This window comes from Vibrio sp. NFR (assembly GCF_027587095.1).
GTDB classification, from domain to species: domain Bacteria; phylum Pseudomonadota; class Gammaproteobacteria; order Enterobacterales; family Vibrionaceae; genus Vibrio; species Vibrio harveyi.
In genome coordinates, this window is the sequence record NZ_JAPPTN010000009.1 from 20,835 (window position 1) to 45,288 (window position 24,454).

At 44.8% G+C, this 24,454-nt stretch carries 20 protein-coding genes and 1 tRNA gene; 7 read left to right on the top strand and 14 right to left on the bottom strand.

Features of this window, described 5'->3' with window-relative positions; all coding sequences use genetic code 11:
- Nucleotides 1–42: 42 nt before the first annotated feature.
- The 4 genes from OH463_RS16965 to chiP all read right to left on the bottom strand — a co-directional run bounded on the left by OH463_RS16965 (nucleotide 43) and on the right by chiP (nucleotide 5,101).
- Entirely contained in the window at nucleotides 43–1,002 is a 960-nt protein-coding gene (locus OH463_RS16965) for an OmpA family protein (protein ID WP_005449221.1), read from the bottom strand.
- A gap of 604 nt (nucleotides 1,003–1,606) precedes the next feature.
- Nucleotides 1,607–3,034: a glutamate--tRNA ligase gene (gltX, locus tag OH463_RS16970; RefSeq protein WP_005449225.1), complete on the bottom strand. Its 1,428-nt coding sequence runs from the start codon at nucleotides 3,032–3,034 to the stop codon at nucleotides 1,607–1,609.
- 225 nt (nucleotides 3,035–3,259) lie between these two features.
- A complete protein-coding gene (locus tag OH463_RS16975) occupies nucleotides 3,260–3,856 on the bottom strand; it encodes a YccT family protein (protein ID WP_017818936.1) in 597 nt (198 codons plus the stop codon).
- 123 nt (nucleotides 3,857–3,979) lie between these two features.
- Entirely contained in the window at nucleotides 3,980–5,101 is a 1,122-nt protein-coding gene (chiP, locus tag OH463_RS16980) for a chitoporin (protein WP_038898462.1), read from the bottom strand.
- A 473-nt stretch (nucleotides 5,102–5,574) separates the two neighbouring features.
- Here chiP and OH463_RS16985 point away from each other — a divergent pair, with 473 nt between their 5' ends.
- Both OH463_RS16985 and OH463_RS16990 read left to right on the top strand, forming a co-directional pair.
- Nucleotides 5,575–8,271: a heavy metal translocating P-type ATPase gene (locus OH463_RS16985; protein ID WP_269991767.1), complete on the top strand. Its 2,697-nt coding sequence runs from the start codon at nucleotides 5,575–5,577 to the stop codon at nucleotides 8,269–8,271.
- Nucleotides 8,272–8,295: 24 nt separating this feature from the next.
- Complete coding sequence (locus tag OH463_RS16990; RefSeq protein WP_005449230.1) at nucleotides 8,296–8,745, top strand: DUF411 domain-containing protein; 450 nt, start codon at nucleotides 8,296–8,298, stop codon at nucleotides 8,743–8,745.
- Between the two features lie 67 nt (nucleotides 8,746–8,812).
- Here OH463_RS16990 and OH463_RS16995 read toward each other — a convergent pair whose 3' ends face one another.
- Both OH463_RS16995 and OH463_RS17000 read right to left on the bottom strand, forming a co-directional pair.
- Nucleotides 8,813–9,505 carry an oligogalacturonate-specific porin KdgM family protein gene (locus tag OH463_RS16995; protein WP_005449231.1) on the bottom strand — a complete coding sequence of 231 codons (693 nt, stop codon included), beginning with the start codon at nucleotides 9,503–9,505 and terminating at the stop codon, nucleotides 8,813–8,815.
- A gap of 450 nt (nucleotides 9,506–9,955) precedes the next feature.
- Nucleotides 9,956–12,607 (bottom strand): beta-N-acetylhexosaminidase, encoded by a 2,652-nt coding sequence (locus OH463_RS17000; protein ID WP_017818934.1) that lies wholly within the window; start codon nucleotides 12,605–12,607, stop codon nucleotides 9,956–9,958.
- A gap of 458 nt (nucleotides 12,608–13,065) precedes the next feature.
- On the opposite strand from OH463_RS17000, the gene OH463_RS17005 reads away from it, so the two are divergent.
- Nucleotides 13,066–13,941: a TraB/GumN family protein gene (locus OH463_RS17005; RefSeq protein ID WP_009700726.1), complete on the top strand. Its 876-nt coding sequence runs from the start codon at nucleotides 13,066–13,068 to the stop codon at nucleotides 13,939–13,941.
- 151 nt (nucleotides 13,942–14,092) lie between these two features.
- Entirely contained in the window at nucleotides 14,093–14,515 is a 423-nt protein-coding gene (locus OH463_RS17010) for a hypothetical protein (RefSeq protein WP_005449234.1), read from the top strand.
- A gap of 428 nt (nucleotides 14,516–14,943) precedes the next feature.
- Here the strand turns inward: OH463_RS17010 and OH463_RS17015 are convergent.
- Nucleotides 14,944–15,020 (bottom strand) — tRNA-Pro (locus tag OH463_RS17015).
- Nucleotides 15,021–15,280: 260 nt separating this feature from the next.
- On the opposite strand from OH463_RS17015, the gene OH463_RS17020 reads away from it, so the two are divergent.
- The 3 genes from OH463_RS17020 to rluF all read left to right on the top strand — a co-directional run bounded on the left by OH463_RS17020 (nucleotide 15,281) and on the right by rluF (nucleotide 17,351).
- A complete protein-coding gene (locus tag OH463_RS17020; RefSeq protein WP_005382236.1) occupies nucleotides 15,281–15,421 on the top strand; it encodes a DUF3149 domain-containing protein in 141 nt (46 codons plus the stop codon).
- Between the two features lie 133 nt (nucleotides 15,422–15,554).
- Entirely contained in the window at nucleotides 15,555–16,136 is a 582-nt protein-coding gene (smrA, locus tag OH463_RS17025; RefSeq protein WP_005449235.1) for a DNA endonuclease SmrA, read from the top strand.
- Between the two features lie 105 nt (nucleotides 16,137–16,241).
- The gene (gene rluF / locus OH463_RS17030) at nucleotides 16,242–17,351 is read left to right on the top strand and encodes a 23S rRNA pseudouridine(2604) synthase RluF (RefSeq protein WP_009696823.1); all 1,110 of its coding nucleotides are present in this window, start codon (nucleotides 16,242–16,244) and stop codon (nucleotides 17,349–17,351) included.
- Nucleotides 17,352–17,680: 329 nt separating this feature from the next.
- Here rluF and ybaK read toward each other — a convergent pair whose 3' ends face one another.
- The 7 genes from ybaK to prfA all read right to left on the bottom strand — a co-directional run bounded on the left by ybaK (nucleotide 17,681) and on the right by prfA (nucleotide 24,440).
- Entirely contained in the window at nucleotides 17,681–18,154 is a 474-nt protein-coding gene (gene ybaK / locus OH463_RS17035; RefSeq protein ID WP_269991770.1) for a Cys-tRNA(Pro) deacylase, read from the bottom strand.
- A 91-nt stretch (nucleotides 18,155–18,245) separates the two neighbouring features.
- Nucleotides 18,246–19,907: a bifunctional UDP-sugar hydrolase/5'-nucleotidase UshA gene (ushA, locus tag OH463_RS17040; RefSeq protein WP_009696822.1), complete on the bottom strand. Its 1,662-nt coding sequence runs from the start codon at nucleotides 19,905–19,907 to the stop codon at nucleotides 18,246–18,248.
- 438 nt (nucleotides 19,908–20,345) lie between these two features.
- Nucleotides 20,346–21,197: a 3-deoxy-8-phosphooctulonate synthase gene (gene kdsA / locus OH463_RS17045; protein ID WP_005449239.1), complete on the bottom strand. Its 852-nt coding sequence runs from the start codon at nucleotides 21,195–21,197 to the stop codon at nucleotides 20,346–20,348.
- Nucleotides 21,198–21,251: 54 nt separating this feature from the next.
- Entirely contained in the window at nucleotides 21,252–22,061 is an 810-nt protein-coding gene (locus OH463_RS17050) for a SirB1 family protein (RefSeq protein WP_005449240.1), read from the bottom strand.
- Nucleotides 22,062–22,066: 5 nt separating this feature from the next.
- Nucleotides 22,067–22,450: a SirB2 family protein gene (locus tag OH463_RS17055; RefSeq protein ID WP_005449241.1), complete on the bottom strand. Its 384-nt coding sequence runs from the start codon at nucleotides 22,448–22,450 to the stop codon at nucleotides 22,067–22,069.
- Between the two features lie 40 nt (nucleotides 22,451–22,490).
- The gene (gene prmC, locus OH463_RS17060) at nucleotides 22,491–23,348 is read right to left on the bottom strand and encodes a peptide chain release factor N(5)-glutamine methyltransferase (protein WP_050936456.1); all 858 of its coding nucleotides are present in this window, start codon (nucleotides 23,346–23,348) and stop codon (nucleotides 22,491–22,493) included.
- A gap of 3 nt (nucleotides 23,349–23,351) precedes the next feature.
- Complete coding sequence (prfA, locus tag OH463_RS17065) at nucleotides 23,352–24,440, bottom strand: peptide chain release factor 1 (RefSeq protein ID WP_005449249.1); 1,089 nt, start codon at nucleotides 24,438–24,440, stop codon at nucleotides 23,352–23,354.
- Nucleotides 24,441–24,454 lie beyond the last annotated feature (14 nt).

Consider the following 24,454-nt stretch of genomic DNA (forward strand, 5'->3'; position numbering starts at 1 on the left):
TTTCGTATCTAGCTTTCTAACGGTTAGTGTTAGATTTCGCGATTATTGTTGAACTTGGTATTCAAACTCAGGAACAACGATTTCTACGCGACGGTTTTGCTCACGACCTTCACGAGTGTCGTTTGAAGCGATTGGGTTGTTTTCACCTTCACCACGAGCGTGAATGCGAGAAGCATCGATACCTTTCTCTACAAGAGCATTTGCTACAGATTCAGCACGCTTCTCAGAAACTTTTAGGTTGTATGCCGCTGGACCAGAAGTATCTGTGTAGCCAATTACATCAACGTTTGCTTGTGGGTACTCGTTTAGGAACGCTACTAGGTCGTCTAGTTTTGCTGCGCTCGCAGGTTTAAGCGTTGTGCTGTTTAGCGCAAAGCTACCTGTACCGATTGTTTGAGTTTCGAAAGTTTTCGTTACAACAACTGGTGCAACAACTTCTTCTACTACTACTTCTTCAACTACTGGCTCTTCTTCAACAACCACTTCGTCTTGACCGCCAAACTTGAATGACACACCTAGAGTTGCTGTGTTACCCATTGCTTTTACTGAATCGTTGTTGATATCAGTGATTGTTTGGTATTCCGCACGTGCTGTTACGTTTTGGCTAACGTTGAACTCAAGACCAGCCGCACCTAGGTAAGAGTAATCGTCTTTACCGTCGTTCATCATTAGATATGCGCCACCAACTTTACCGTAAAGAGCAATGTCTTCAGTGATTGGTAGGCTGAATTTAGGAGCAAGAGTGATTGCTTCTACGTGACCGCCGAAAGAAGTTTGGTCAAAATCACCAAGGTTGTCGAAGCCTGCTTCTACTGAGAAGTAGTCATTCATTTCGTAACCAACAAAAGCACCTAGAGTAGAGCCATCTTTGTCACAAGCTTGACCAGCTACACAAGCGTCTTCCATCCAAGACTTACCCATCTTACCGCCCACGTACACTTCTGCGTGTGCTGCTGAAGCCATAAGTAAAGAAGCTGAAATTACCGCTGCTAGTTTTTTCATTATTGATTCCTCTAAAAGAAGTTCTCTTGTTCGTAACGAAATGCGCCGCCTGACTGACGTTGTATTTCAATTCTTTTATTCAAATCCTTTGATTTTGATACCGAAGTAACTTCCGCAATTTTGCATAAAAGTTACTTGGGTATGGTTCCTGACCAGTGATGCATATTGCTGCTTCACTGACGGCGAGCACTATAACTCCAAGAAATCCCAAGACAAATCCCAAAACTGTCAATTTAATGTCATCGAAAAGCATGACTTTATGTGATCTAGAGCACTCAAATACGAGTGATAGCAATGACGCAAACGTTTGCGTGTCATTTCAAAATAAAATAAGTAAAGCAAATTAACTTCTCATTAATGAGACGATATTTAAGGAACTTTATGGATTTTGGTGCTAAGTCAGAGAGATATTTTGTATTGAAAGGTCAAAAAAACATTCGCCGAGGATATATTTGGATAAGTAAAACTTATTAACTTTTCGAACTATTGTTGGGAAAACATACAGATTTCGACGTCATTTATGTTGAGTTAAGATGTTTTCTTAACGTCAGGCACAAAAAAGCCGCGAAATATATCGCGGCTTTCTGATTATGTATTCAAGTAATTATGCGTTTGCTTCGCGCTCAGCGATGAACTCAAGAGCCATTTTGATACGTGCAACACAACGCTCTTTGCCAATCAGTTCCATTACTGCGTCTACAGAAGGAGACTGACCGCCACCTGTTACTGCAACACGCAGTGGCATGCCGATTTTGCCCATGCCGATTTCTAGCTCTTCGCACACAGCTGCGATAACACCATCTTTGATGTTCGCTGTCGTCCACTCAGTCAGTGCTTCAGCTTTCGCTAGAGCAAGCTCTAGAGGCTCTTTAGCTACGCCGCGTAGATGCTTCTTCGCTGCGCCCGCTTCAAACTCAGAGAAATCTTCGTAGAAGTAACGGATCTGCTCAGCTAGCTCAACAAGCGTGTTGCAACGCTCACCAACAAGCTTGATCACTTCCGTGATAGCTGGACCATTAGTTACGTCTAGTTTTTGTTGATCTAGGTGCCATTGTAGGTGCTGTGCAACGTACGCTGGATCTGAGTTTTTGATGTAGTGGTTGTTCAACCATTGCAGTTTGTCAGTGTTGAATGCAGACGCTGACTTAGATACTGCATTTAGGCTAAATAGGTTGATCATCTCTTCTTGAGTGAAGATTTCTTGATCACCATGAGACCAACCAAGACGCACTAGGTAGTTGTTTAGCGCAGCAGGTAGGTAACCCATATCGCGGTACTGCATTACAGATACTGCACCGTGACGCTTAGACAGTTTCGCGCCGTCATCACCTAGGATCATTGCACAGTGCGCAAATGTTGGTACTGGCGCACCTAGCGCTTCGTAGATGTTGATCTGACGAGGCGTGTTGTTGATGTGGTCTTCACCACGAACAACGTGAGTGATACCCATATCCCAGTCGTCAACCACAACGCAGAAGTTGTACGTTGGAGAGCCGTCAGTACGACGAATGATCAGATCATCCATTTGGTCGTTGCGGATTTCAATGCGACCACGAATTTGGTCATCAAATACTACGCTGCCTTCTTTCGGGTTACGGAAACGGATAACACATGGATCGCCATCTTTTGCCGCTTCGTTTGCCGCTTTGATTTTTGGATGGTTAGCATCGTAGCGAGGCATTTCTTTGTTTGCTTCTTGCTCTGCACGAACTTCGTCTAGCAGTTCTTTAGACGCGTAACATTTGTATGCTTTGTCTTCTTCTAGAAGCTTATCAACCATCTCGTTGTAACGATCAAAACGTTGAGTTTGGAAATAAGGGCCTTCGTTCCACTCAAGACCTAGCCATTCCATACCTTCTAGGATCGCATCAACCGCTTCCTGAGAGTTACGCTCAAGGTCAGTATCTTCGATACGTAGAACGAATTCACCACCTTGGTTTTTAGCGTATAGCCAAGAGTAAAGTGCAGTACGAGCACCACCAACGTGTAGGTAGCCAGTTGGGCTAGGAGCAAAACGAGTTTTAACCGTCATTTGAGTTCCTTAGGGATAATGAGCAACGAGAAGGCTCTCGTTGTAATGTCAAGGATAAAAGTGGCGACATTTTACCACCGTAAGTCAATACTACAATCCTTCCTTGTGGTTTAACGCCAGAAATAAAAACGGGCAGCCACCGAACACGGTGCTGCCCTTTGATTTATCTCTTAGCTAGATAACTACTATCGCTATAGAAAGCCTATATAAAAGAAGAAAACCAGATTACTTTAGGTTACGCATTGCCCATTGCATGAACTCTTGCTGCTCTTCACGGCTTAGGTCGTTGAACGACTCTTTCAGTGTTTTTGTTACCGCTGGAGAAGCTGCAATGCTCGCTTTTGTCGTTTGCTTGTTCATTGCTTGGTTGTAGTCAGCGACTTCACGTTCGTAGTCACGGAAACCTTGTAAACCACCTTTGCGAAGTTGAACCATTGAGAACTCAACGTCTTTGCCGTTCGCATCTTTTAGCGTCAGTTTAGGGTCCATTTCAAAAGCCTTGGCTTCTTCAATAGTGCGGAACTTGTTGTATGTCAGCGTAAGCTCAGCATCTTTAGGTGCATCAAATTCAAGTAAAAGCGGCTGTGAATCAAACTTACGACGCTTGCCATCTTCAAACACAATTTGACCAACATTTACAGCAAGTTGGTTTGCACCATCTTCAACTTTGATGCTGTTGTTGTCAGAGATCCACTCAGGGTAGACGAACTCACTGTTGAGAACGCGAGGAACCAATTCCGCTTGCAGAGTCAGTTGAGCAGCAAATGCAGGCGCAGAAAGGATTGCGCAAAGTCCTAATAGTGTGGTTGTTTTTTTCATCATGGTTTTCTCGTTTTATACCAATTTAGATAAGCCACTGAAACTAACAGGCCAGTCATTCCAATGGCTTATGTGAATAAGTATCAAGACAAAAAGGGCGTTTCCGCCCTTTTAGCTGCTTCTTTATTAGAAGTAGTATTCAACACCTACAGAGAACTCGTCGTAGTCAGCTGACTTCCAACGTGCTTCTGTTGGCTTGTCTAGTTGAGACGCACCGTCACCGAAGTCTAGAGTACGTGCACGAGCGTAAAGTACTGCGGATGGGTCTACGAAGTACATGATCTGTGCAGATAGTACATCATCTGCTGTGTTGTCGATTGTCTTACCGTCACGTTCTAGGTCAAAGTTTGCTGCGTAACCCAGTTTGTACTGCCAGTCACCTGTTGTGTACATAAGACCTGCAGACATTGCATCTTGCTTCTCGTTTACACCGTTGCTTGCGTCAGCTTCCATGTATTTGTATTGAGCGAAGAAAGAGATGCCGTTTTCAAACCAACCTTGAACACCTACTAGGTACGTGTTGTTTTCCCAAGTTTGACCTTCACCTTCGATGTTGCGGTTACCTTCGTACGCAGCATCCAATTGTAGTGGACCTAACTTGTAGTGAGCCGCGATGCCGCCCCAGTAATCGTCACCTTCACCTAGACCAGCTTTGTCACCTGCACCCGCTGCGATATCTAGAGAGAATTTGTCAGCAAACATTGGAGAGTCCCAACGGATTGTGTTTGATTGACGGTCTTGGTACTTAGCACCACCGATCGCACCACCCCAGTCGTAAACATCGCCTAGACCTGGGTTCGATGCTGGCCAGTCAACCAACTCGTACATTGGAGTAAGAACACGACCTAGACGAACTTGACCCCAAGAAGCGCTTTCAAAACCTACGAATGTATCACGCTCACCAAGACCTGCACCTTCACCACCGAAACTTGGGTCTACGTAACCACCTTCAATTTGCCAAATGAACGTTGGTTCAAAGTTAGCGAATTGCTTTTTACCACGGAAGCCGATACGTGATTCGTTGTTTAGCTGCATGCCGCCCAAATCGTCGTCAGTTGCTTTGCTACCAGAATCGTAATCGCGGTACGCGGCCTGCATCGCGATAATGCCGTAAACTTCGTAAGAGAAAGAGTCTTTAGTTAGGTACTCTTTCGCTGCATCACTGTTTGCACCATCAGCAAAAGCTGAACCACTGAACATCATGCCTGTGATTGCAGTAGCAAGTAGGCTTTTCTTTAGGTAAGACATTTTAAACCCCTATATTTTTAGTTTTTTCCATTTTCAAATTCGCTAACTAGGACATTGCAGGAACTTGAAACAATGTGTGGACGGGGCAAATATGACAAACTTTTTTCGCAGTAAAAAACTTTCCCAGCGGCAATCTGAGCAAGTTCAAAATGAGAAGATCAAAAAGAATATAAATCTTTAAATAACAGTTATTTATAGTGACAAATAAAAATATAAAAACGTCAAAACCGTTCTAATCAACTTCGTTTTTATATAAAAAGCTCAAAAATCGTGAGCGACTTCACTCAGGTTTTAGGCGTTTTAACGGAACTTTATATTCAGAGAGAAAAAACTTTGAGATAACTCGCAACAATAGGGGCGTAAGGTCGGCTCAATAAAGTGGATTTTGACGAATTTGTTTCGCGTCGAAAAACTTGACCTTCCCCTTGCAGGAAGGTTTATGCTCTGCACATTACTATTATTGAGGACAAATTATGTATCAGTTTGTTGTACCTATGTCGGGACTCAACTGCATGGGCTGTGCGAGAAAAGTTGAGAAAGCTTTACATGCCAATCACAGTGTTGAGATCATTAATTTGTCCCCGACGATGGTAGAGGTGAAAACCGAATCTTCACTCTCTTCTATTATCGAATCCATCGAATCGCTGGGCTACCGCGCCGGTCACCAATATCAATTCCATTTGACGGGTTTGAGCTGTGGTGGCTGCGTGAAAAAGCTCTCTTCTTTATTAGAATCAAATCAAGACGTCATTACATTCCAAGCCTCTACAACACAACTTGACATCACAACCCTACTCTCTGAGCAGCAAGTGATCGATCTCGTTGCGACATTGGGCTATACCGCTAGCATCGAGACTATCGAGGCTAAAGAAGAAGTCACAGAGCAAATAACGCCCGCAATAAAAGAAGCGCATCTCGATCGTAACCAACCCGAATCTGCCAATGTTCAGCTACAGATGCTGATTCAAGGCATGACATGTGCCAGCTGTGTATCTTCGGTCGAGAAAGCACTCACTAATGTCGAAGGCATAGAGAAAGCACAGGTCAATCTTGCAGAGCAGAGCGCGTTAATATTTGCAAACCAAGATAGTGAAATGCTTCATCAAGCCATCATCGAGTCGGTAAAACAAGCGGGCTATCAAGCAGAAATCCTTCAAGACGCAGCAACGCAACAAGAAAAACAAGCAGCACAGCAACTTGCTCAACAAAAGCGCTTTAAACTTGATGCTATCGCAGGCTTAGTCGTTGGTGCACCATTGATGCTCTGGGGGGTATTTGGTGGCAACATGGTTATCCGAGATGCCAGTGATCAAATGGTTTGGGGTGCGATAGGTATTCTCTGTCTATTATTGCTGGCGACAGCAGGTAAGCACTTCTTTACTAACGCATGGTTAGCAGCCACTCACAAACGTGCCACCATGGACACTTTAGTTGCCCTAGGTACTGGTGCCGCGTGGTTCTATTCAATGCTTGTGGTGATTTTTCCTGATTGGTTCCCACTCGCCTCTCGCCATGTTTACTTTGAAGCAAGTGCGATGATCGTCGGTCTGATTTCTCTTGGTCACTATATAGAAGCAAAAGCAAAGGCAAATACAACACGCTCATTGCAAGCTCTGATTAACCTACAACCTCAGCAAGCCACCGTCATTACTGAAAATGGCGATCAGCAAATTGCGGTTGAGCAAATCACGTTGGGCATGAAGCTACGCATCAAACCGGGTGAGAAAGTGCCCGTTGATGGTATCGTGATTCAGGGGGAATCATACATTGATGAATCTATGCTAACTGGTGAACCCGTACCCGTGTTAAAAGCGCAAGAGGCTCAAGTCTCTGCGGGCACACTAAATACCGATGGCGCTCTAATTATTGAAGCCACCGGCATCGGTGCAAATACCATGCTAGCGCGTATTATCCGTATGGTGCGCACCGCACAAAGCAGTAAGCCAGCAATTGCCAAATTAGCGGATCAGATTTCTGCTGTATTCGTCCCTGTGGTTGTCGGTATCGCAATCCTTGCTGCTTTGGTTTGGTTCGCAGTAGGTCCAGAACCTAAAGCCAGCTACATGCTTGTGGTAACGACGACTGTACTGATTATTGCCTGTCCTTGTGCTCTGGGCTTAGCAACACCATTGTCGGTCACCGTAGGCGTGGGCAAAGCCGCAGAACTGGGTATCTTGATCAAAGACGCAGACGCACTGCAATTGGCGAGCAAAGTCGACACCGTCGTATTCGACAAAACCGGTACGTTAACTCAGGGCAAACCCAGTGTGCAGCAAGTATTTACTCACGCCACCAGCCAAGAACACTTGTTAGCATTAGCATACGCAGCAGAGCGTCAATCTGAGCACCCATTAGCAAAAGCCGTGTGTGATTACGCTAAGGAAAATGCGGCTGAAGATATCGAGTTGGACGCTTTTGAAAACATTCGCGGTCGCGGCATTCTTGCAACTTACCAAGCACAGCCACTGCTGATTGGTTCATTGCAGTTTATGCAAACAGAGCAGGTAGATACTTCCGCGATGGAGCAAGCCATTCAAGATTGCGCCAACAACGCATGGACACCGGTTGCCATTTCCCTCAACAACGAACTGATTGGTTTAATTGCCATCGCTGATCCAATTAAATCTGATGCCAAACAAGCAGTCACTGCACTAAAATTACAGGGTATCAACACAGTGATGCTCACTGGTGATAATCAACACGTAGCGACAGCCATCGGCAACGAATTAGGCATTGATGAAGTCATTGCTCAGGTGATGCCAGATGAGAAAGCGCAACATATAAAACAACTACAATCACAAGGACAAACCGTCGCCATGATTGGTGATGGTATTAATGACGCACCCGCTCTCGCCCTCGCCGATCTCGGCGTTGCAATGGGCAGCGGCAGTGATGTGGCAATCGAAAGTTCACAAATGACGATTCTTAATACATCACCAATGGCAATTGTTCATGCCATCGAACTGTCTCGTGCAACATTGAAGAACATGAAACAAAACCTGTTTGGTGCCTTTGTTTATAACTCGTTGGGTATTCCAATCGCCGCTGGTGTGCTCTACCCAGCATTCGGATTCCTACTCAGTCCTGTTGTTGCTGGCGCAGCAATGGCACTGTCTTCAATCACAGTCGTGAGTAATGCAAATCGACTACGACTGTTTACCATTAAGTAAGCGACACTTCTTATAGAGGATATTATGAAGTTGAAACTATTGACCTTTACAATGCTTGCTGTCACATCGGCGAACGTATTAGCCGCTGATGTCATCAACCACAAATCGCCATACTGTGGCTGCTGTGGAGAATGGACGAAACACATGGAAGAGAACGGCTTTACCGTCGAAGAAAAGCTGCACGATGACATGAACGCGGTTAAACGCGACTTGGGCATCAAGAATGAACAGCTTTACTCGTGCCACACCGCAGAAATTAATGGCTACGTATTTGAAGGTCATATTCCTGCTGACGACATTAAAGCCTTTTTAGAAAACCCACCTCGCAACGCAAAAGGTCTTGCGGTACCCGGCATGCCTATGGGATCACCGGGTATGGAGTATGGCGATAAAAAAGACAGTTACGCCGTCTACGCCTATAACGACAAAGGTCAGGTTTACGAATACCGCTTCCACAAAGGCAACGACCAGTAAAAACAAAGCCCAGCGAGACATACCGCTGGGCTTTTTCTTAATGGACAGTTAAGACAAAACTCTTTAATTAGAAGCCGTAAGACGCACCAAATACGAATGCGTTGTTCACTAGGCTATCACCCGCCGCATTTTCCGCACCGTGTGCTTGGCTACGGAACTCGAAGTAAGGCTGAACGCCCTTACGAGTCCATGTTGCACGTAGCTCGTGGTCCATCGTTTCTGCTTCAATCATGTAAACGTTGTTGTAGCTCAAAGTCACATCTTCGTTCATTACGTAACCAATGCGGTTATCCATACGGTAGTCTGTTTTCGCGTCTGCAGACGTTGCATCGATGTGCGCGCGAGTACGGTTGCTCAATGAGATGCCGTTATCAAAGTTGTAGCCGATCTTTACAAGTGGACGGTACTGGATGCTCTCACCCGCAGAGAATAGGTGTTGGTAGCCCGCAGCAACCCATAGATGATCAGTGATGTTGAAAGATTGCTCACCACCTACAGTGATGGCTGGCGTTGTGTTGCCTGCGCCGCCATTTTCAGTTTCTAGTTTGCCTAGCTGAATACCATCAAACTCAGTGTAAACCGTAAGACCGCCGAATTGGTTATCAAACGTATGACCCGCTTCTAGCGTAGATGTCATGTCTGAGCCGTGAATTCGACCGTCATCGTGGAATTGGATGTTACCAGTTACATAAGATGAACCCGCGAAAGCGCTTGAAGCGAAAACAAGAGAAAGTGCACTTAGTGCTAAAACGTTTTTCATAATTACTGCCTTTATTTGTTCACGTTATGCGACGAGTTTTTTGGCTATCACTTGCCTCTCATCACATACTTTGGGATGTGCCTCCCTGGCGACGGCAATACTGCGCAATTTAATTCGCATTGAAAAATAAATCGTTTAAAACAGTGATCAAATTCAAATCGTGATTTTCGAAATTAAAAAAAGTTTATTAAATACAGTGGGTTGATATAAAAACTAAAAATTCGTCAAAAAAATAAAGTGTGAAGTAAGGCATATCTCCCCTTTTATTTGACAGTTAAATACACATCCAGATCACACTATGACAGACATCCTAAATTAGAAACTTAATTATCAATAAAAAATAATTAGACATTGATCACGCTTATTTTCCGAAGAAAAATAAACAAAGCCCCCAACATAAGTTGAGGGCTTTGAGTAAGGAACTATGATTTTAGTGAATACTGAGCGCTATTATTTCACGCTAGTGATACGGCTTACCTTCTCACCTGTCGCAGATACCGAGCGGATGAAGACTTCACCAGTTACATTTGGACGAGCGTTGTCTGCATAAGTCAACCAGTTCTCACCATCCAGAGAGTATTGAAGCGTTACGCCAGGGAACTGAACGTTCATTGCTAGCTTACCATCCTCTACTTTTGCACCTGGTACTGGTAGGCGGTAGTCGATACCTGATTTTTCTAGCTTAGCCAGTTCACGTTGACCAAGTACGTTCGCAAAGCGGTTGTAGTCTTGGTTTAGCGATGCTTTATCAACTAGATTAGAGTTTTGCGAGTACTCAACACCAACTTTGTAGTCGTTTTCCCAGTCAGCACGGTGCCATGCACGCTCAGCAGCAGCGAGGACGCGAGGGAATACCATGTACTCGTATTGCTCGTCGTTACGTACTGTCTCAGACCAAAGTTGTGCAGATAGACCGTAGAAAGGTTTCGCTTCGATTTCACCTTTACCAGTAAAGCCATTGCCATCGCGATCTACAGAAGTTTCTGCGTTTTGAGGCATGTTCTCTGGTGCAAAGCCAAACATCTTACGAGTATCCGTTGCACGTGTTGCCCAGTAGTAACCACGCTCTTTCGGGTCAACTTCGTATGGCATATCCATGTACACGTAATCTGGGTTAGAAACAATCACGTCGTAACCTTTCTTAGACCACTCGTACACTGACGAAGTACCGCCCCAGTAAAGAACGTCCCAGAAGTTTACGCGAGTATTTTCTGTAGCGAACGCTTTTTCGCCGTCACTGTATTTCAAACCATCTTGCCAAGCTTGGAAGTTTGGAATGCCTTTCTCAGCAACAATCTTCGACACTTCTTCCGCGAAGTGGCTTGGTAGGTGAGCAAAGTCACTGACTGTGCCATCTGTAATTAGCGTCTGACATTGTGGAGACTGTGCAAACGGCTTGTCTTGTTTAGACAGGTCAATCGTGCCTTTCCAGCTTACTTTATCTTCTGCGTTAACGTCTTGGAAACCAGCACCTAGCTTGATGTTCTTCGCTTCGTCACCACCGAAATGCCAAGTTGTTAGTGGAGCGCCAGCTTCTTGGTGCATTGCTGCCACTTCTGAAATCACCTTATCAACAAAGCGAGTTGAAGATTCCATACATGGGTTGATGAAGCTTTGCTTATTGTAGAACTGAACCGTCGTTACGTTTGATGTATCTTGAGGATCCATCAGACGGTATTCGTTCGCTTCAGCTTCTTTACCTTCTTCCATTAGGCGGTCGTAACGAGCTTCCATTGATACTACTGCTGCACGAGCGTGAGCTGGCATATCGATTTCTGGAATCACTTCAATGTTACGTGCTTTTGCGTATTTCAAGATTTCCACGTAGTCTGCTTTGCTGAAGTAGCCAGAGCCAAAGTTGTCTGTCGTTGGACCAGAGCCAAGCTGAGGCAGTAAACAGCTTTTCTCTTGTGTATCGAAACAACGGTTAGCGCCCACTTCTGTCAGCTCAGGCAGACCCGGGATTTCTAAACGCCAGCCTTCATCATCGGTTAGGTGAAGGTGAAGTTTGTTCATCTTGTACGCTGCCATTTGGTCTAGCGTTGCAAGGATTGCGTCCTTAGAGTGGAAGTTACGAGCCACATCCACCATCACACCACGGTAATCAAAACGAGGCGCATCTTTAATAGACAGTTGTGGTAGAGAATCAGCATTTTGGCTATCTACCAGGCCAAAGATAGATTGTACTGCGTAGAAAGCGCCAGCTTGGTCGAACGCTTTAATCACAATACCGTCGCCTTTGATGCTCATCTCGTAAGCACCAGATTTTGCTAATTCACCGGTGAAGTCTGCAGGAACAACAGTGATGCTTACAGGAAGCTCACCACGAACATCCACACCTACCACTTCTGCACGATCTTGAATCGCTGCAAACTGAGTCGCATCGAATGCGTCTTTAGGCAGCGCAATACCATCCGCGATATCTACTTTGCCTTTACCCGCTTCAACGTGCATTGGTGTTGGTAGTAACGTGGTTGATACGTCTTGTGTTGCTAGGTCTTCGTTTTTCTCAAAACGAGACACAGCGTTTGCAAATACATTGTTGTCGTCTGGTGTACGTTTTAGGTTATTACCTTCAAGACCCGTCACAAAAGACGCAACATCTTCAGTATTTAGAGAAGCAATCATCTTAGGTTCTGCGTTTGGAGCAGAAACGAATGCACCTGGCATGAAGTCAGTTTCAAATAGTTGCCAGTATTCACCAACCAATGGAAGAACAACCTCTTCACCGGCAGCGAAGCCGTCAAACTTATCTGTTGGTTCTAGCTTATGTAGGTCACCCGTTACACGAGAGATTTTGAACTGCTCGTTGTCAACATCCAGAATCAGACGAATGCTGTGGAAGTAAATAGCCCAATCTTTTGAGTCAACAGCTTCACCTTGGTTAACAAGCGTCATGTTTACTTTGTTACAGGAAGCCCATTCTGCGCCCATATCTTGGCACGCAAGACCTTCGTTAGCACCATGATTAGTTAACACTTCATATTGGATATCAAGGTTATCAGCCAGTGAGTTTACAACTTGTTGCTCAGAGCTCTGTAGTGAAGAGCAGCCTGCCAATGTAGCGATAACAGAAGCAGCAATCAGACTATGTTTCAACATCTTACTTTCCCCAAAAAGTCAGTGGTTCAAAACGACATTTATTAAAAATGGTGAGCACCTAAATGCGAGGCGCTTAACAGTTGCATTCAACATACAAGCAGTTATTTCTAAGCGTAAAATTAATAAAACTAAGAAGTGATCTGGCTCAAATTAAGCCAAGCATTCAAAAATATAAACATAATAATTTCAACAAGTTAAACTTGACGTTAAAAGCGGCTAACTTTTTTTGACGAGTTTGTTGCGATCTCAATCACGAATATCGATGGGTTTCGACTGATTTTGTAGGATTCTGATCACTATTGGTTATTAAGTGAACCATTAACAACAAACTCAATTGAAACACTTTCGTGAATTACCTCTCATTTCCTAGCCGTTAAAACTCGTCAATTTTTTAAAAAATGACGATTTTGCCGAACCATGTTATAGATAAAGTGCTTATTGAATTCGAGGAGCAAAATATGTTTCGACTCTTGTCCGTTATGTCATCTCTGATCGTCTTTTTTACTTCTTATTCTGTTCAAGCCGAACCACAACACTGGCTGGCAAAGAAGGGCGAGACGGAATACATGATTATCGGGTCTGTACATGTCGGCGATAAAAGCATGTATCCATTACCAGAAGCTGTGACTCGGTTCCTGACAAACAGTAATGGTTTAATCATCGAAGCAGACATTCGAAATACAGAAGGGGTGACTTACCCGGAAACCTCGCTTCACGCTAGGGATGTTTTAGATAAAACACAGCGCAAACATCTTGCTGAAATAGCCAATGACCTAGGTCTACAAGAAGCACAGTTACTCAATGCACCGCCATGGTCTGCGGCTTTGACAATCCAATTAATGTTGGTGAACAAACTTGGTTACGCGTCTGATCAAGGTGTCGACATGCACCTAATTAACTTAGCTGACCAACAAAAAGTACCAGTACTTGCTTTGGAGAGTGTGCAATTCCAATTGGACTTAATCACAGGACAAAAAGATGGCGGTAAAGAGTTTCTGCTCTCTTCTATTGAAGAATATGACGGTGGCGACAAACTGGTACAATGCTTAATCGACAGTTGGAAGAGCGGCGATGGTAGCTCACTTGAAGCAGCATCGGCGAGTGAACAATCAAGTGATGAGTTCAATGAAGCCTTTCTCTATTCCCGTAACCGCGACTGGGCTCAGAAACTCGATACAGGTAGTGTACTACCGAAAAAATCCGGTAAATACACCGTGGTGGTAGGCAGCTTACATCTAGTAGGTAAAGACAATGTAATCGAACTATTAGAAAAACGCGGTTTCACTGTCAAACCACTAGCAAAAACTCACAAAGCAGACTGCGATATTGGATAAAGAAGATAGCTCCATTTGCTGGTATGCTTACATCTACTTATCGTGTTGTATTTGTAGGCAAATGACGCTTACGTCACGCTGACAAATGCGGTCACCTATTGGATACTATCGAGTCAATCCTTAAACAACTTCAAATTTGATAAGAGCCTTTATGACGTTCAAAGCCTCATTATTATGCCTTGCTAGCGCGCTACTATTGCCATCGCTTGCCCATGCAAAATCGTCTTGTACGATTGAAGACTTCCAACCTATTGATATTACGCCGGATACAAAAGGCGGTGTTTTGGATAAAGAAAGTGGACAGTTTCTCATTAACCAAAAGCCTATGATGCGTTGTGCAAACATCACTTTTTCAACCGCCCATACTCGTAACCGCGTCGCTCATATGATGAACCAGAACTTTGAAGCTACTTACTTTGATGGCAAAACTGGTCAGTCTCATTCCGCTACTTTTGATGAAGATGAGCTAAAAGCTGGGTACATTAAAATCGGTCCAAACCATCCAAAAACGGCTTACGTTTGTTTCACGACGTCCGAAACTCCGATTAAAGACATTAGTTGTGATGTGAACTAGCGAAAAGCGCAGTTTTATCATATCACTCAGAACAATAGAGAGATTCCCGACTGCGCTCCTTCGTCGCTTTCGGGAATGACGCCTTTGAATTCAGTGCTTTTTATTCGTCATCCTCAAGAGCGAGGGACGAGCGAGTTGGGGATCTCTTACGTTTTCATTTACCAGTTGATGAAAGCTGATTTGCCTCAAAGCGTTCCTTCTCTCGCATCTCGAAGAGCAGAGTCTGTTCCCGAAGCGAAGCGTTCTCGATTCAAAAAGCCGTAAAACGCAAAAAAGCCGTAGCATTTCTGCTACGGCTTTCTCTAATACGGTCGGTGAAGAGCCATATTCTAACTTCAGGCGAACCCCATTTGGTTCACTACTATCAAAGCCAAATTTGCGACCGCTAAAACGACGAAAGCCTGCTCATTGAGCAGGCTTTCTGAAAGTGGTCGGTGAAGAGGGATTCGAACCCCCGACCCTCTGGTCCCAAACCAGATGCGCTACCAAGCTGCGCTATTCACCGAGATGTTTAACTGAGGACTTATCCCCGTCAACGGATGCGTATATTACGGATTCTTTAGTTAGACGCAAGCGCTTTTTACAAAAAAACGTAATGTCTTAATTCATTTGACGATTTACTGAACACTAGCACGTGAAATGTGACTAAGAACCCACAATAAAACACAGTTTATTAACCTTGGCAACATAATTGATCCAGATCAGTGTGCAAAAAAACACCACCCATTAACGTTATCCATGTCGGAAATATCTTGGAGGAAACGTATGGACTTTTGGCTTGATCTCCTATTTGGTAATGCGGTGGGACTATCGTCAATGATAGTAATCTTTGGGGCAATTGGTCTGATGTTGTTTTACGGCGGTTTCTTCATTTACAAGATTATGAACGACAAATCTCCTCACTAGATCTCGCTTAGCTCTAGAAACGCTTTGCACCGGAGTTGGTTACTTGCCTGCTCCGGTTTTTTATTTGATCTCAATGCACTACTCATTGATATAATCTTACTATTCCTACCCTGTTCTTTATGAGATTGCCGTTATGTCTCAAGACGACGATTTTGATCTGTTTCAACAGATGATGGGCGACGTAAAGCCTATCGACCACGATACTGCAGAGCACAAAAAAGTGCACCAAGTGACGGACGCTCAGATGGCGAAACGCGAAGCCGCAATTTGGCTTACTGAAGACGACCCAGAGTACCTGTCGATTGACCATGCAGAAATGCTCAAACCCGATGACTTTATCGAGTTCAAACGGGATGGTGTACAAGATGGTGTATACCGCAAACTACGCCTTGGTAAATACCCAATTCAAGCTCGACTTGATCTGCACCGTAAGACACTGAAAGAAGCACGTGACGAAGTAGTCAAATTCCTCAAGCAATGTATTGAGATGGATATCCGTACCGTCGTGATCGTACATGGTCGTGGCGAGCGCTCTAATCCACCAGCATTAATGAAAAGTTTCGTCAGCAGTTGGTTACAACAGATCCGTGAAGTGCAATGCGTGCATAGTGCACAACGATTCCACGGTGGCAGCGGCGCCGTTTACGTTCTATTAAGAAAGAGTGCTGAAAAGAAAATGGAGACGCGTGAACGTCATCAAAAACGTTTAGGCTAACTCGAATCTCGGTGCTAGAATGCCCGACCTTATCTTGTCTTGCTGCAATTAACTGCGGCAAGACAACCTTTATTAACCGCCGTTGTGAAACGTTAGGAGACCAACATGTCACAAGACAACGCAAAACGCTTAAACAAATACATCAGCGAAACGGGCTTCTGCTCACGTCGTGAAGCCGACCGTCTTATCGAGCAAGGTCGTGTCACCATTAATGGTCAACAACCAGAAATGGGAACAAAAGTACTTCCAGGCGATGACGTTTGTGTCGATGGAAACCCTGTTGCAGCAAAAGAAAAACCGATTTATATAGCGTTGAACAAACCAACGGGCATCACCTGTACAACTGAACGCGACATCCCGGGCAACATCGTTGATTTCATTGGTCATAAAAAGCGTATCTTCCCTATCGGTCGTCTGGATAAGCCCTCAGATGGTTTGATCTTTCTGACTAACGATGGCGATATCGTAAATAAGATTCTGCGTGCAGGTAACAACCACGAAAAAGAATACGTGGTGCGTGTTGATAAGCCTATTACTGGCGAATTCCTAAAACAGATGTCGAGCGGTGTGAAAATCCTCGATACAGTCACGCTACCTTGTCAGGTAACAAAAGAAACCAAATTCTCTTTCCGCATCGTGTTAACGCAAGGTTTGAACCGTCAAATCCGTCGTATGTGTGAAGCGCTCGGCTACGAAGTATTTAAACTGCGTCGCGTACGTATCATGAACATCTCACTTGATGGCATTCCAAATGGTAAATGGCGTTACCTGAGTGACGATGAAGTGGCAGAGATCCTAGCAATGTGTGAAGGTTCAGTGGGCACAGAGGAAGCGTCAAAGACAGATTCTAAAGGTCGTAACATTCGTAAAGCGACCGATGCCAAACTATTTGATAGCCGCGAAGAAAACCAAGGTTCAACGGCACGTCGTAACCAAAAAACACGTACCTTCCGTGGTAACAACGCGGATGAATTCCGCCATGCGCCAAATTCTAAAAAAGGTCAGCAAAAACGTCGCCAACGTGATGATGAGAATGCACGCCCTGCAAAAGAGCACTACAAAGCGAAACCACAAGGTGAACGCAGTAAGCCTCAAGGTGATCACAATAAACCTCAATCACCGAGCAAGCCTAAGCAGCATTACATGAATCCAAATGCAGCGAAGCCAAGCAAACCAACGAAACGCACAGGCGGCACGTTGAGCCTGAAGAAGTAACCATTCGCTCCATCACAAGATCAAAAAAGGACGCTCATCAGCGTCCTTTTTATTGGTCATGTATACCCAAGTAACCTCGAGATGCTAGGTTCAGCGAGAATGACTTGGTTTGTAGACGCGGCGACGATTTAAAGATCTAGTCACTCTAAATCAAGAATCGGCAACAAAGTATACAAGCCAAGACAACTCGCCCTTCGGGAGCGTGTCATTGCCTCGATTTCTGCGTCAAACAACTTGGAAAGAGCTGGCTATTACGCGGTGTTGTTTTCCTTGAACTCGAATCAATGACAACGCTCTGAATCCTGCATCTTGAAGTCACTTGGGTATATTTACAGACAAAGAGGAGCAAATTGACCACGTGTTAGACTCAACAAATCTTTGGGTGCCAATTCAATTTCTAAACCACGCTTACCTGCGCTCACACAGATCGTCTCTTGCTGTGTTGCACTTTCATGCAGAAAAGTAGGCAGCGCTTTCTTCTGCCCCAATGGGCTGATTCCACCCACAACATAACCTGTGGTCTTTTGAGCGATGTCAGGATCTGCCATGTCCGCTTTCTTACCTTTCGCAGCTTTCGCCGCCAATTTTAGGTTCAATTTTTGATCGACAGGAATGATCGCAACGGCAAGGTTCTTAGGCTCGCCGTTTAAGCAAAACAGCAAAGTCTTAAATACTTTCTTTGGATCTTGTCCCAATACTTCTGCTGCTTCTAATCCGTAGCTGTCTGCTCTTGGATCATGCTCATATTGGTGAATGGTGTGTGAAACTTTTTTCTTTTTCGCAAGATTAATGGCCGGAGTCATCAAGATTCTCCTTATAAAACAAAAAACGCTGCCCCTAGTGAGGAGCAGCGCTTTAAGTTAATGGTATCAGCGACTTTGAGTCAATCGCTTTTTACTTGTAAACCATCTCACCTGAAGGCGCGTATTCGTTTACGTCAATTGGGCTGTGTGACTCTAGGTACTCTTTCAGTACTTCAGCATCCGTAAAGCCTGTATTTACGTAACCTGGGTGAGTGTTAACTTTCGGGTAGCCGTCACCGCCTGAAGCGTTGTAACTTGGTACAGTAAAGCGGTACTCACCATCAAGTCGAAGCTGTTTGCCACCGATAAATACATTTGCTACTTTGCCATTCTCAACAGTCATTGAAATACCAGCGAACTGAGCGTAAGCGCCAGAATCAACAGGTTTCGTTGCAACAACATTTAGGTAGTCTAGTACTTCTTTACCAGACATATCTACGTAAGAAACCATGTTGCCAAATGGTTGAACGGTCAGCACATCTTTGTACGTGATGTCACCCGCTTCAATTGAATCACGAACACCACCTGAGTTCATTACAGCGAAGTCTGCTTTCGCACGCTCCATGTGTGCTGTTGCGATCAGACGACCAAGGTTCGTTTGTTGGAAACGTACCACATTACGATCACCTTCCAGTTTGCCATTGGATTCTGCAATCTTAACGTTTAGCTTGCCTTGACCTTTTTCTTGGTAAGGACGTAGGAAATCAAGCATAGCTTCATCTTGCGCGATCTCATCTTGGATAAGCACGCGTTGAGATTTACCATCAACTTTGATCTTCTTCTTCAGGTTCACAGGGATCAGATCGTAGCTCACCATAGACAATTCGCCGTTGCGGAATTCGTAATCAGCTCGACCAACGTACTTACCCCACTCGTACGCTTGTACGATGTAAGTGCCGTTTTGCTCATCTGGTTTACACTCTTCACCCGGCTTGAAGTTCTTCTTAATAACGTTTGGACCTTCCATACATACAGGCTCTTGTGAGTGACCACCCACAATCATGTCCAAATCACCTTCATTTAGGTAGCGAGCCAACGCAACATCACCCGGAGCGTTCACACCACGGTTGCCGTTTTCGTAGTGACCCATATGTGTCACTGCAAAGATAAGGTCTGGCTTCTCAGTTTCTTTTAGCTCAGCGATCAGCTTCTTCGCTTCTTCTTTCGGATCACGGAAGTCAACTTGACCAATGTACTCTGGGTTACCTAGTTTTGCTGTGTCTTCTGTCGTTAGACCGATCACGGCAATCTTGATGCCTTGCTTATTGAACATTGCGTAAGGTTGGAACAAGCGCTCACCGGTTTCCTTATCGTAAATGTTCGCAGACAGCATTGGGAAGTTAGCCCACTCTTGCTGCTTGAATAACACGTCAAGTGGGTTATCGAACTCATGGTTACCCAACGCCATCGCGTCGTAACCAATTTTGCTCATGCCTTTGAAATCTGGTTCCGCATCTTGCAGATCTGATTCAGGAACACCTGTATTGATATCACCGCCTGACAGTAGAAGAACGCTGCCACCCTCTGCTTGAATTTCTGTACGTAGCTCGTCGATCAGTGTCTTACGAGCTGCCATACCATACTCACCGTATTTGTTTTGCCAGAAGCGACCGTGGTGGTCGTTCGTGTGCAGTACAGTCAGTTTGTATGTTGTATCTTCATTCCATTCATGTGCTGGTTGCGTTGCACATCCGGCAAGAGTTGCCAGAATCGCCGCGCTCAAAGCGGTTTTTACAATCAGGCGTTGCTTCATTGTTTTACCTTTTTATCGTCTGGGGTCCACTGCAGACGCTCTTAACCCTTTAAAGGAACTCCGTCCATATAATTAAGAGCGCTAAAACTTGACGTAGTTTATAGGAAGAATTGCACGCTAACATATTGATTTCATAATTATGATGCATGGATCACTAATGACTATTTTAACAACTGCAACTCTGACGCTACGTTTCAACAGATTATAGACCCATTCACAGGCAATCGTTTTGCTGTGATATTGGCAGGCATTTCAATGCAATTGGTAAGCGAGAAGCGAGAAGCGAGAAGCGAGAAGCGAGAAGCGAGAAGCGAGAAGCGAGAAGCGAGAAGCGAGAAGCGAGAAGCGAGAAAAGAATAATTTGGCAGAATGAATATGCCAATACAAAAATGGTCAGCACATTGGCTGACCATTTCCCACAAACATTCAGTAAACTGATTATTTGATATCGATGCTGTCGAAGCTCTTAATTAGGTCATCTAGTGACTTCATTTGCGCTAGGAATGGCTCAAGTTTATCTAGAGGCAGTGCAGACGGACCATCACAGCGAGCTTGATCTGGGTTCGGGTGCGCTTCAATAAACAGACCTGCGATGCCTGTTGCTAGACCCGCTTTCGCAAGTTCAACGGTTTGCTCACGACGACCACCAGATGCCGCGCCCGACGGATCGCGCATTTGTAGCGAGTGCGTTACGTCAAAAATGATTGGGCTGCCTTTTGATGCGTTCTTCATGACACCAAAACCAAGCATATCAACCACTAGGTTGTCGTAACCATGGCAAGAGCCGCGCTCACATAAAATGATGTTTTCGTTACCACACTCAGCAAACTTCTCAACGATGTTACCTACTTGACCAGGGCTCATGAACTGAGGTTTTTTAACGTTGATCACCGCGCCTGTTTTCGCCATTGCTTCTACAAGGTCAGTTTGACGAGCTAGGAATGCAGGAAGTTGGATAACATCAACCACATCAGCGACAGGTTGAGCTTGTTCCTCAGTGTGAACATCAGTGATGATCTTCACGCCAAACGTGTCTTTCAGCTCTTGGAAGATTTTCATGCCTTCTTCCAGACCAGGACCACGGTATGAATGAACAGAACTGCGGTTTGCTTTATCGAACGATGCCTTGAACACGTATGGGATGCCAAGTTTGTCGGTTACTTTTACGTAGTGCTCACAGATCTGCATAGCAAGATCACGAGACTCAAGAACGTTCATACCTGCAAATAGGGTGAATGGCTTGTCGTTAGCAACCTGAATGTCGCCAATATTAACGATTTTCTGTTCCATTTTGATTCTCTTTTGTCTGTCTTCAACACGCCGCTTTCAGCATGCCGATAAAATTTAGTGAAGCGTAACGTGCTTTTCGCTCATCGCGTTAACTTGTGATTTTAGTAGCTCTGATGCCGGATCGTCTGGGCATTGGTCAATAAAGTACTGAAAATCTGAAACCGCTACCTGATGGCACTCCAATTGTTGGAAGATAAAGCCTCGGTCACGAATCTCGTATGGGTCGTCCGGTACGAAAGTCAGCGCAAGGTTGGTGCACCGTAGTGCTAACGTATAACGCTCTTCACGCAACATCGCACTTTTAATTAATGCCAACCAACGACCTATTACTGTTGGGTTATCCGCTTCTTCAAAGTGCTCAGGCTTCAAGGTTGCAAGTGGACCTTCTTGACCAATCAGCCAAGCTTGAAGGATTTTCTCACCGACGTATTCACCGTTAAATGGATTAATGTAGTCCGGCGTTTTGTGCATCCAATCTACTTTGATCAAAAATTGCGTCGGAAAGGTCACGCCTTTCATCGGAAAACCAAGTCGGTTCCCCAAGTAAAGTAGGACCGCCCCCAAACTAACGGGAATGCCTTTTTTACGCTCCAACACTTTATCAATGAAGCTATTGTCAGAGATAAAGTACTCTTGATCGTCGCCTTTAAAGCCCCATTCATAAAAGAACAAACGGAGAAACGAATCAAAACGTTGTTCTTCGTCCGTCTCGTGAACCAGAATAGCTTCCGCTTCTTTATAAAGACGTTCTAATTCTTGCTTTGCCCAATGCACATTAGTGTCTGGATTGATGGAGTGGTTCAGTTCTAACGCGCCTTCCACCAACGCCATGTTGTCAAAATCTTCGTCAAAAAACTCAAGCATGAAGATTACCCAAATAAGTTTGGATTTTTAGATACGGCAATATTAGCGGCCATCACTAGCCAGCCTAGAGCACCAAAGAAGGCGAAAATTCTCAGCAGCTTGTTCTTTGCCATCTTTAAAGCAAAGAAACCAAGAGCAATGTACGCAAGCACACAAGTGATCTTGTTGGTTAACCAAGGCGCTGCATCCGTAAATGGAATAAAGCCTGTCACCATGATCAAACCAATACCGGAAAGGAGTAACGCGGTATCAACAATATGTGGGAAAACTTTTAGGAATCGGTTGTTGCGCTTTGGAGAATCCATCATCAACAATACGAATCGGATCGATAGTAGCGTCGCGCTCAATGCGATCGTTACTAAGTGAATGTGTTTTAGAGCTACGTACATTTCATTTCTCTTTTATAAGTTACTGCTGACTTGCTCGTTATTATGAAGGCTTGTAACAACCAAGTGTCACTCGGTCGTTACCGCCGTAGTCTTTTTCCGTGACTACTTGTTCAAAACCAAAATGAGTCATGATCTCACGAACAGCTTCGCCTTGGTCATAACCATGTTCAAACGCGAGCCACCCATCTTCTTCCAAATATTGACGAGCGAGATCAGAGATATGGCGAATATCCGCCAAGCCATTCTCATCCGCAACGAGTGCCGATTTTGGCTCAAAACGCACATCACCTTGCGCGAGATGTGGATCTTTTTCGTCGATATACGGTGGGTTGGAGACAATTAAAGCAAACTTTGTTCCGCTGGCAATAGGCTCGAACCAACTACCTTGATCAAACGTCACATTTTTGATGTTTAACTGCGATGCGTTGTACTCTGCGAGGTCTTTCGCTTCATGTTTAAGGTCAACTCCCATCACTTGGCGCTTGGGTAACTCAGACGCCAATGCCAATGCAATCGCCCCAGTGCCAGTGCCTAAATCAAGGATTGGTCCTGTCTGCTCGTAAGTTTTATCCAATGCAACTTCAACCAAACGTTCCGTGTCCGGTCTTGGAATTAATGTGGATGGAGAGACTTTAAGAGGTAAAGACCAAAACTCGCGTTCACCGATAATGTAAGCCACAGGCTCACCCGTGATACGACGAGCCAATAACGCATCAAACTGAGCTTGTTGCTCGGGGTCCAATGCTTTTTCAGGCCAAGTCAGAAGATAGGTTCTTGGTTTGCCAAGGACATGGCAAAGAAGTACGGCTGCATCGAGAGAAGGCGACTCTTTGCCGCCTTCAGTCAATATTGCCGTCGCACTTTTCAGCGCTTGCTCAATAGATTGAACTTGGCTCATCGATTAGTTGTTCTCTGCGAGCGCCGCAAGTTGGTCTGCTTGGTGCTCTTGAACCACAGGATCAATCAAACTTTGCAGGTCACCTTCCATCACTTCGTTCAAACGGTAGATGGTTAGGTTGATGCGGTGGTCAGAAACACGACCTTGTGGGTAGTTGTAAGTACGGATACGGTCACTACGGTCACCAGAACCTAATAAGTTACGACGTGTATCAGAAACTTCTGCTGCACGACGTTCTTCTTCTGCTTGAACGATGCGAGCAGCAAGCACTGCCATCGCTTTTGCTTTGTTCTTATGCTGTGAACGCTCGTCTTGACACTCTACTACTGTACCAGTTGGTAAGTGGGTAATACGGATTGCAGAATCCGTGGTGTTAACGTGCTGACCACCCGCGCCAGATGCACGGAATGTATCGATTTTTAGGTCTGCTGCCTTGATTTCTGGCAGATCCGCTTCTGGGATTTCCGCCATAACCGCTACGGTACACGCAGAAGTATGAACACGACCTTGAGATTCTGTCGCTGGTACACGTTGCACACGGTGACCGCCTGACTCAAACTTCAGCACGCCGTATGCGCCGTCACCGCTCACTTTCGCGATCATCTCTTTGTAACCACCGTGTTCAGCTTCGTTTGAAGACATCACCTCGATACGCCAACCACGCTTTTCTGCGTATTTGCTGTACATACGGAACAGGTCACCAGCGAAGATACCCGCTTCGTCACCACCCGCACCTGCACGGATTTCTAGGAAACAGTTACGGTCATCGTTTGGATCTTTTGGAAGAAGAAGAATTTGTAGCTCATCAGTTAGACGCTCAATCGTTTCTTTTGCTTCTTTGATTTCTTCCTGCGCCATTTCACGCATTTCTTCGTCGTCTTCGTTCGCCATATCTTCAGCAGCGACAAGATCGTCTTGCGCTTGTTGATACGCTTGGAAGCACTTAGTAACTTCTTCTAGCTGAGAGTACTCTTTTGATAGAGCGCGGAATTTATCCTGATTTCCAATTACATCAGGATCACCAAGAAGATGTTGAACTTCTTCGTAACGTTCTACTAGCGTTTCTAGCTTAGTCAGAATAGAGGCTTTCATAGTGTCGTTTTCTT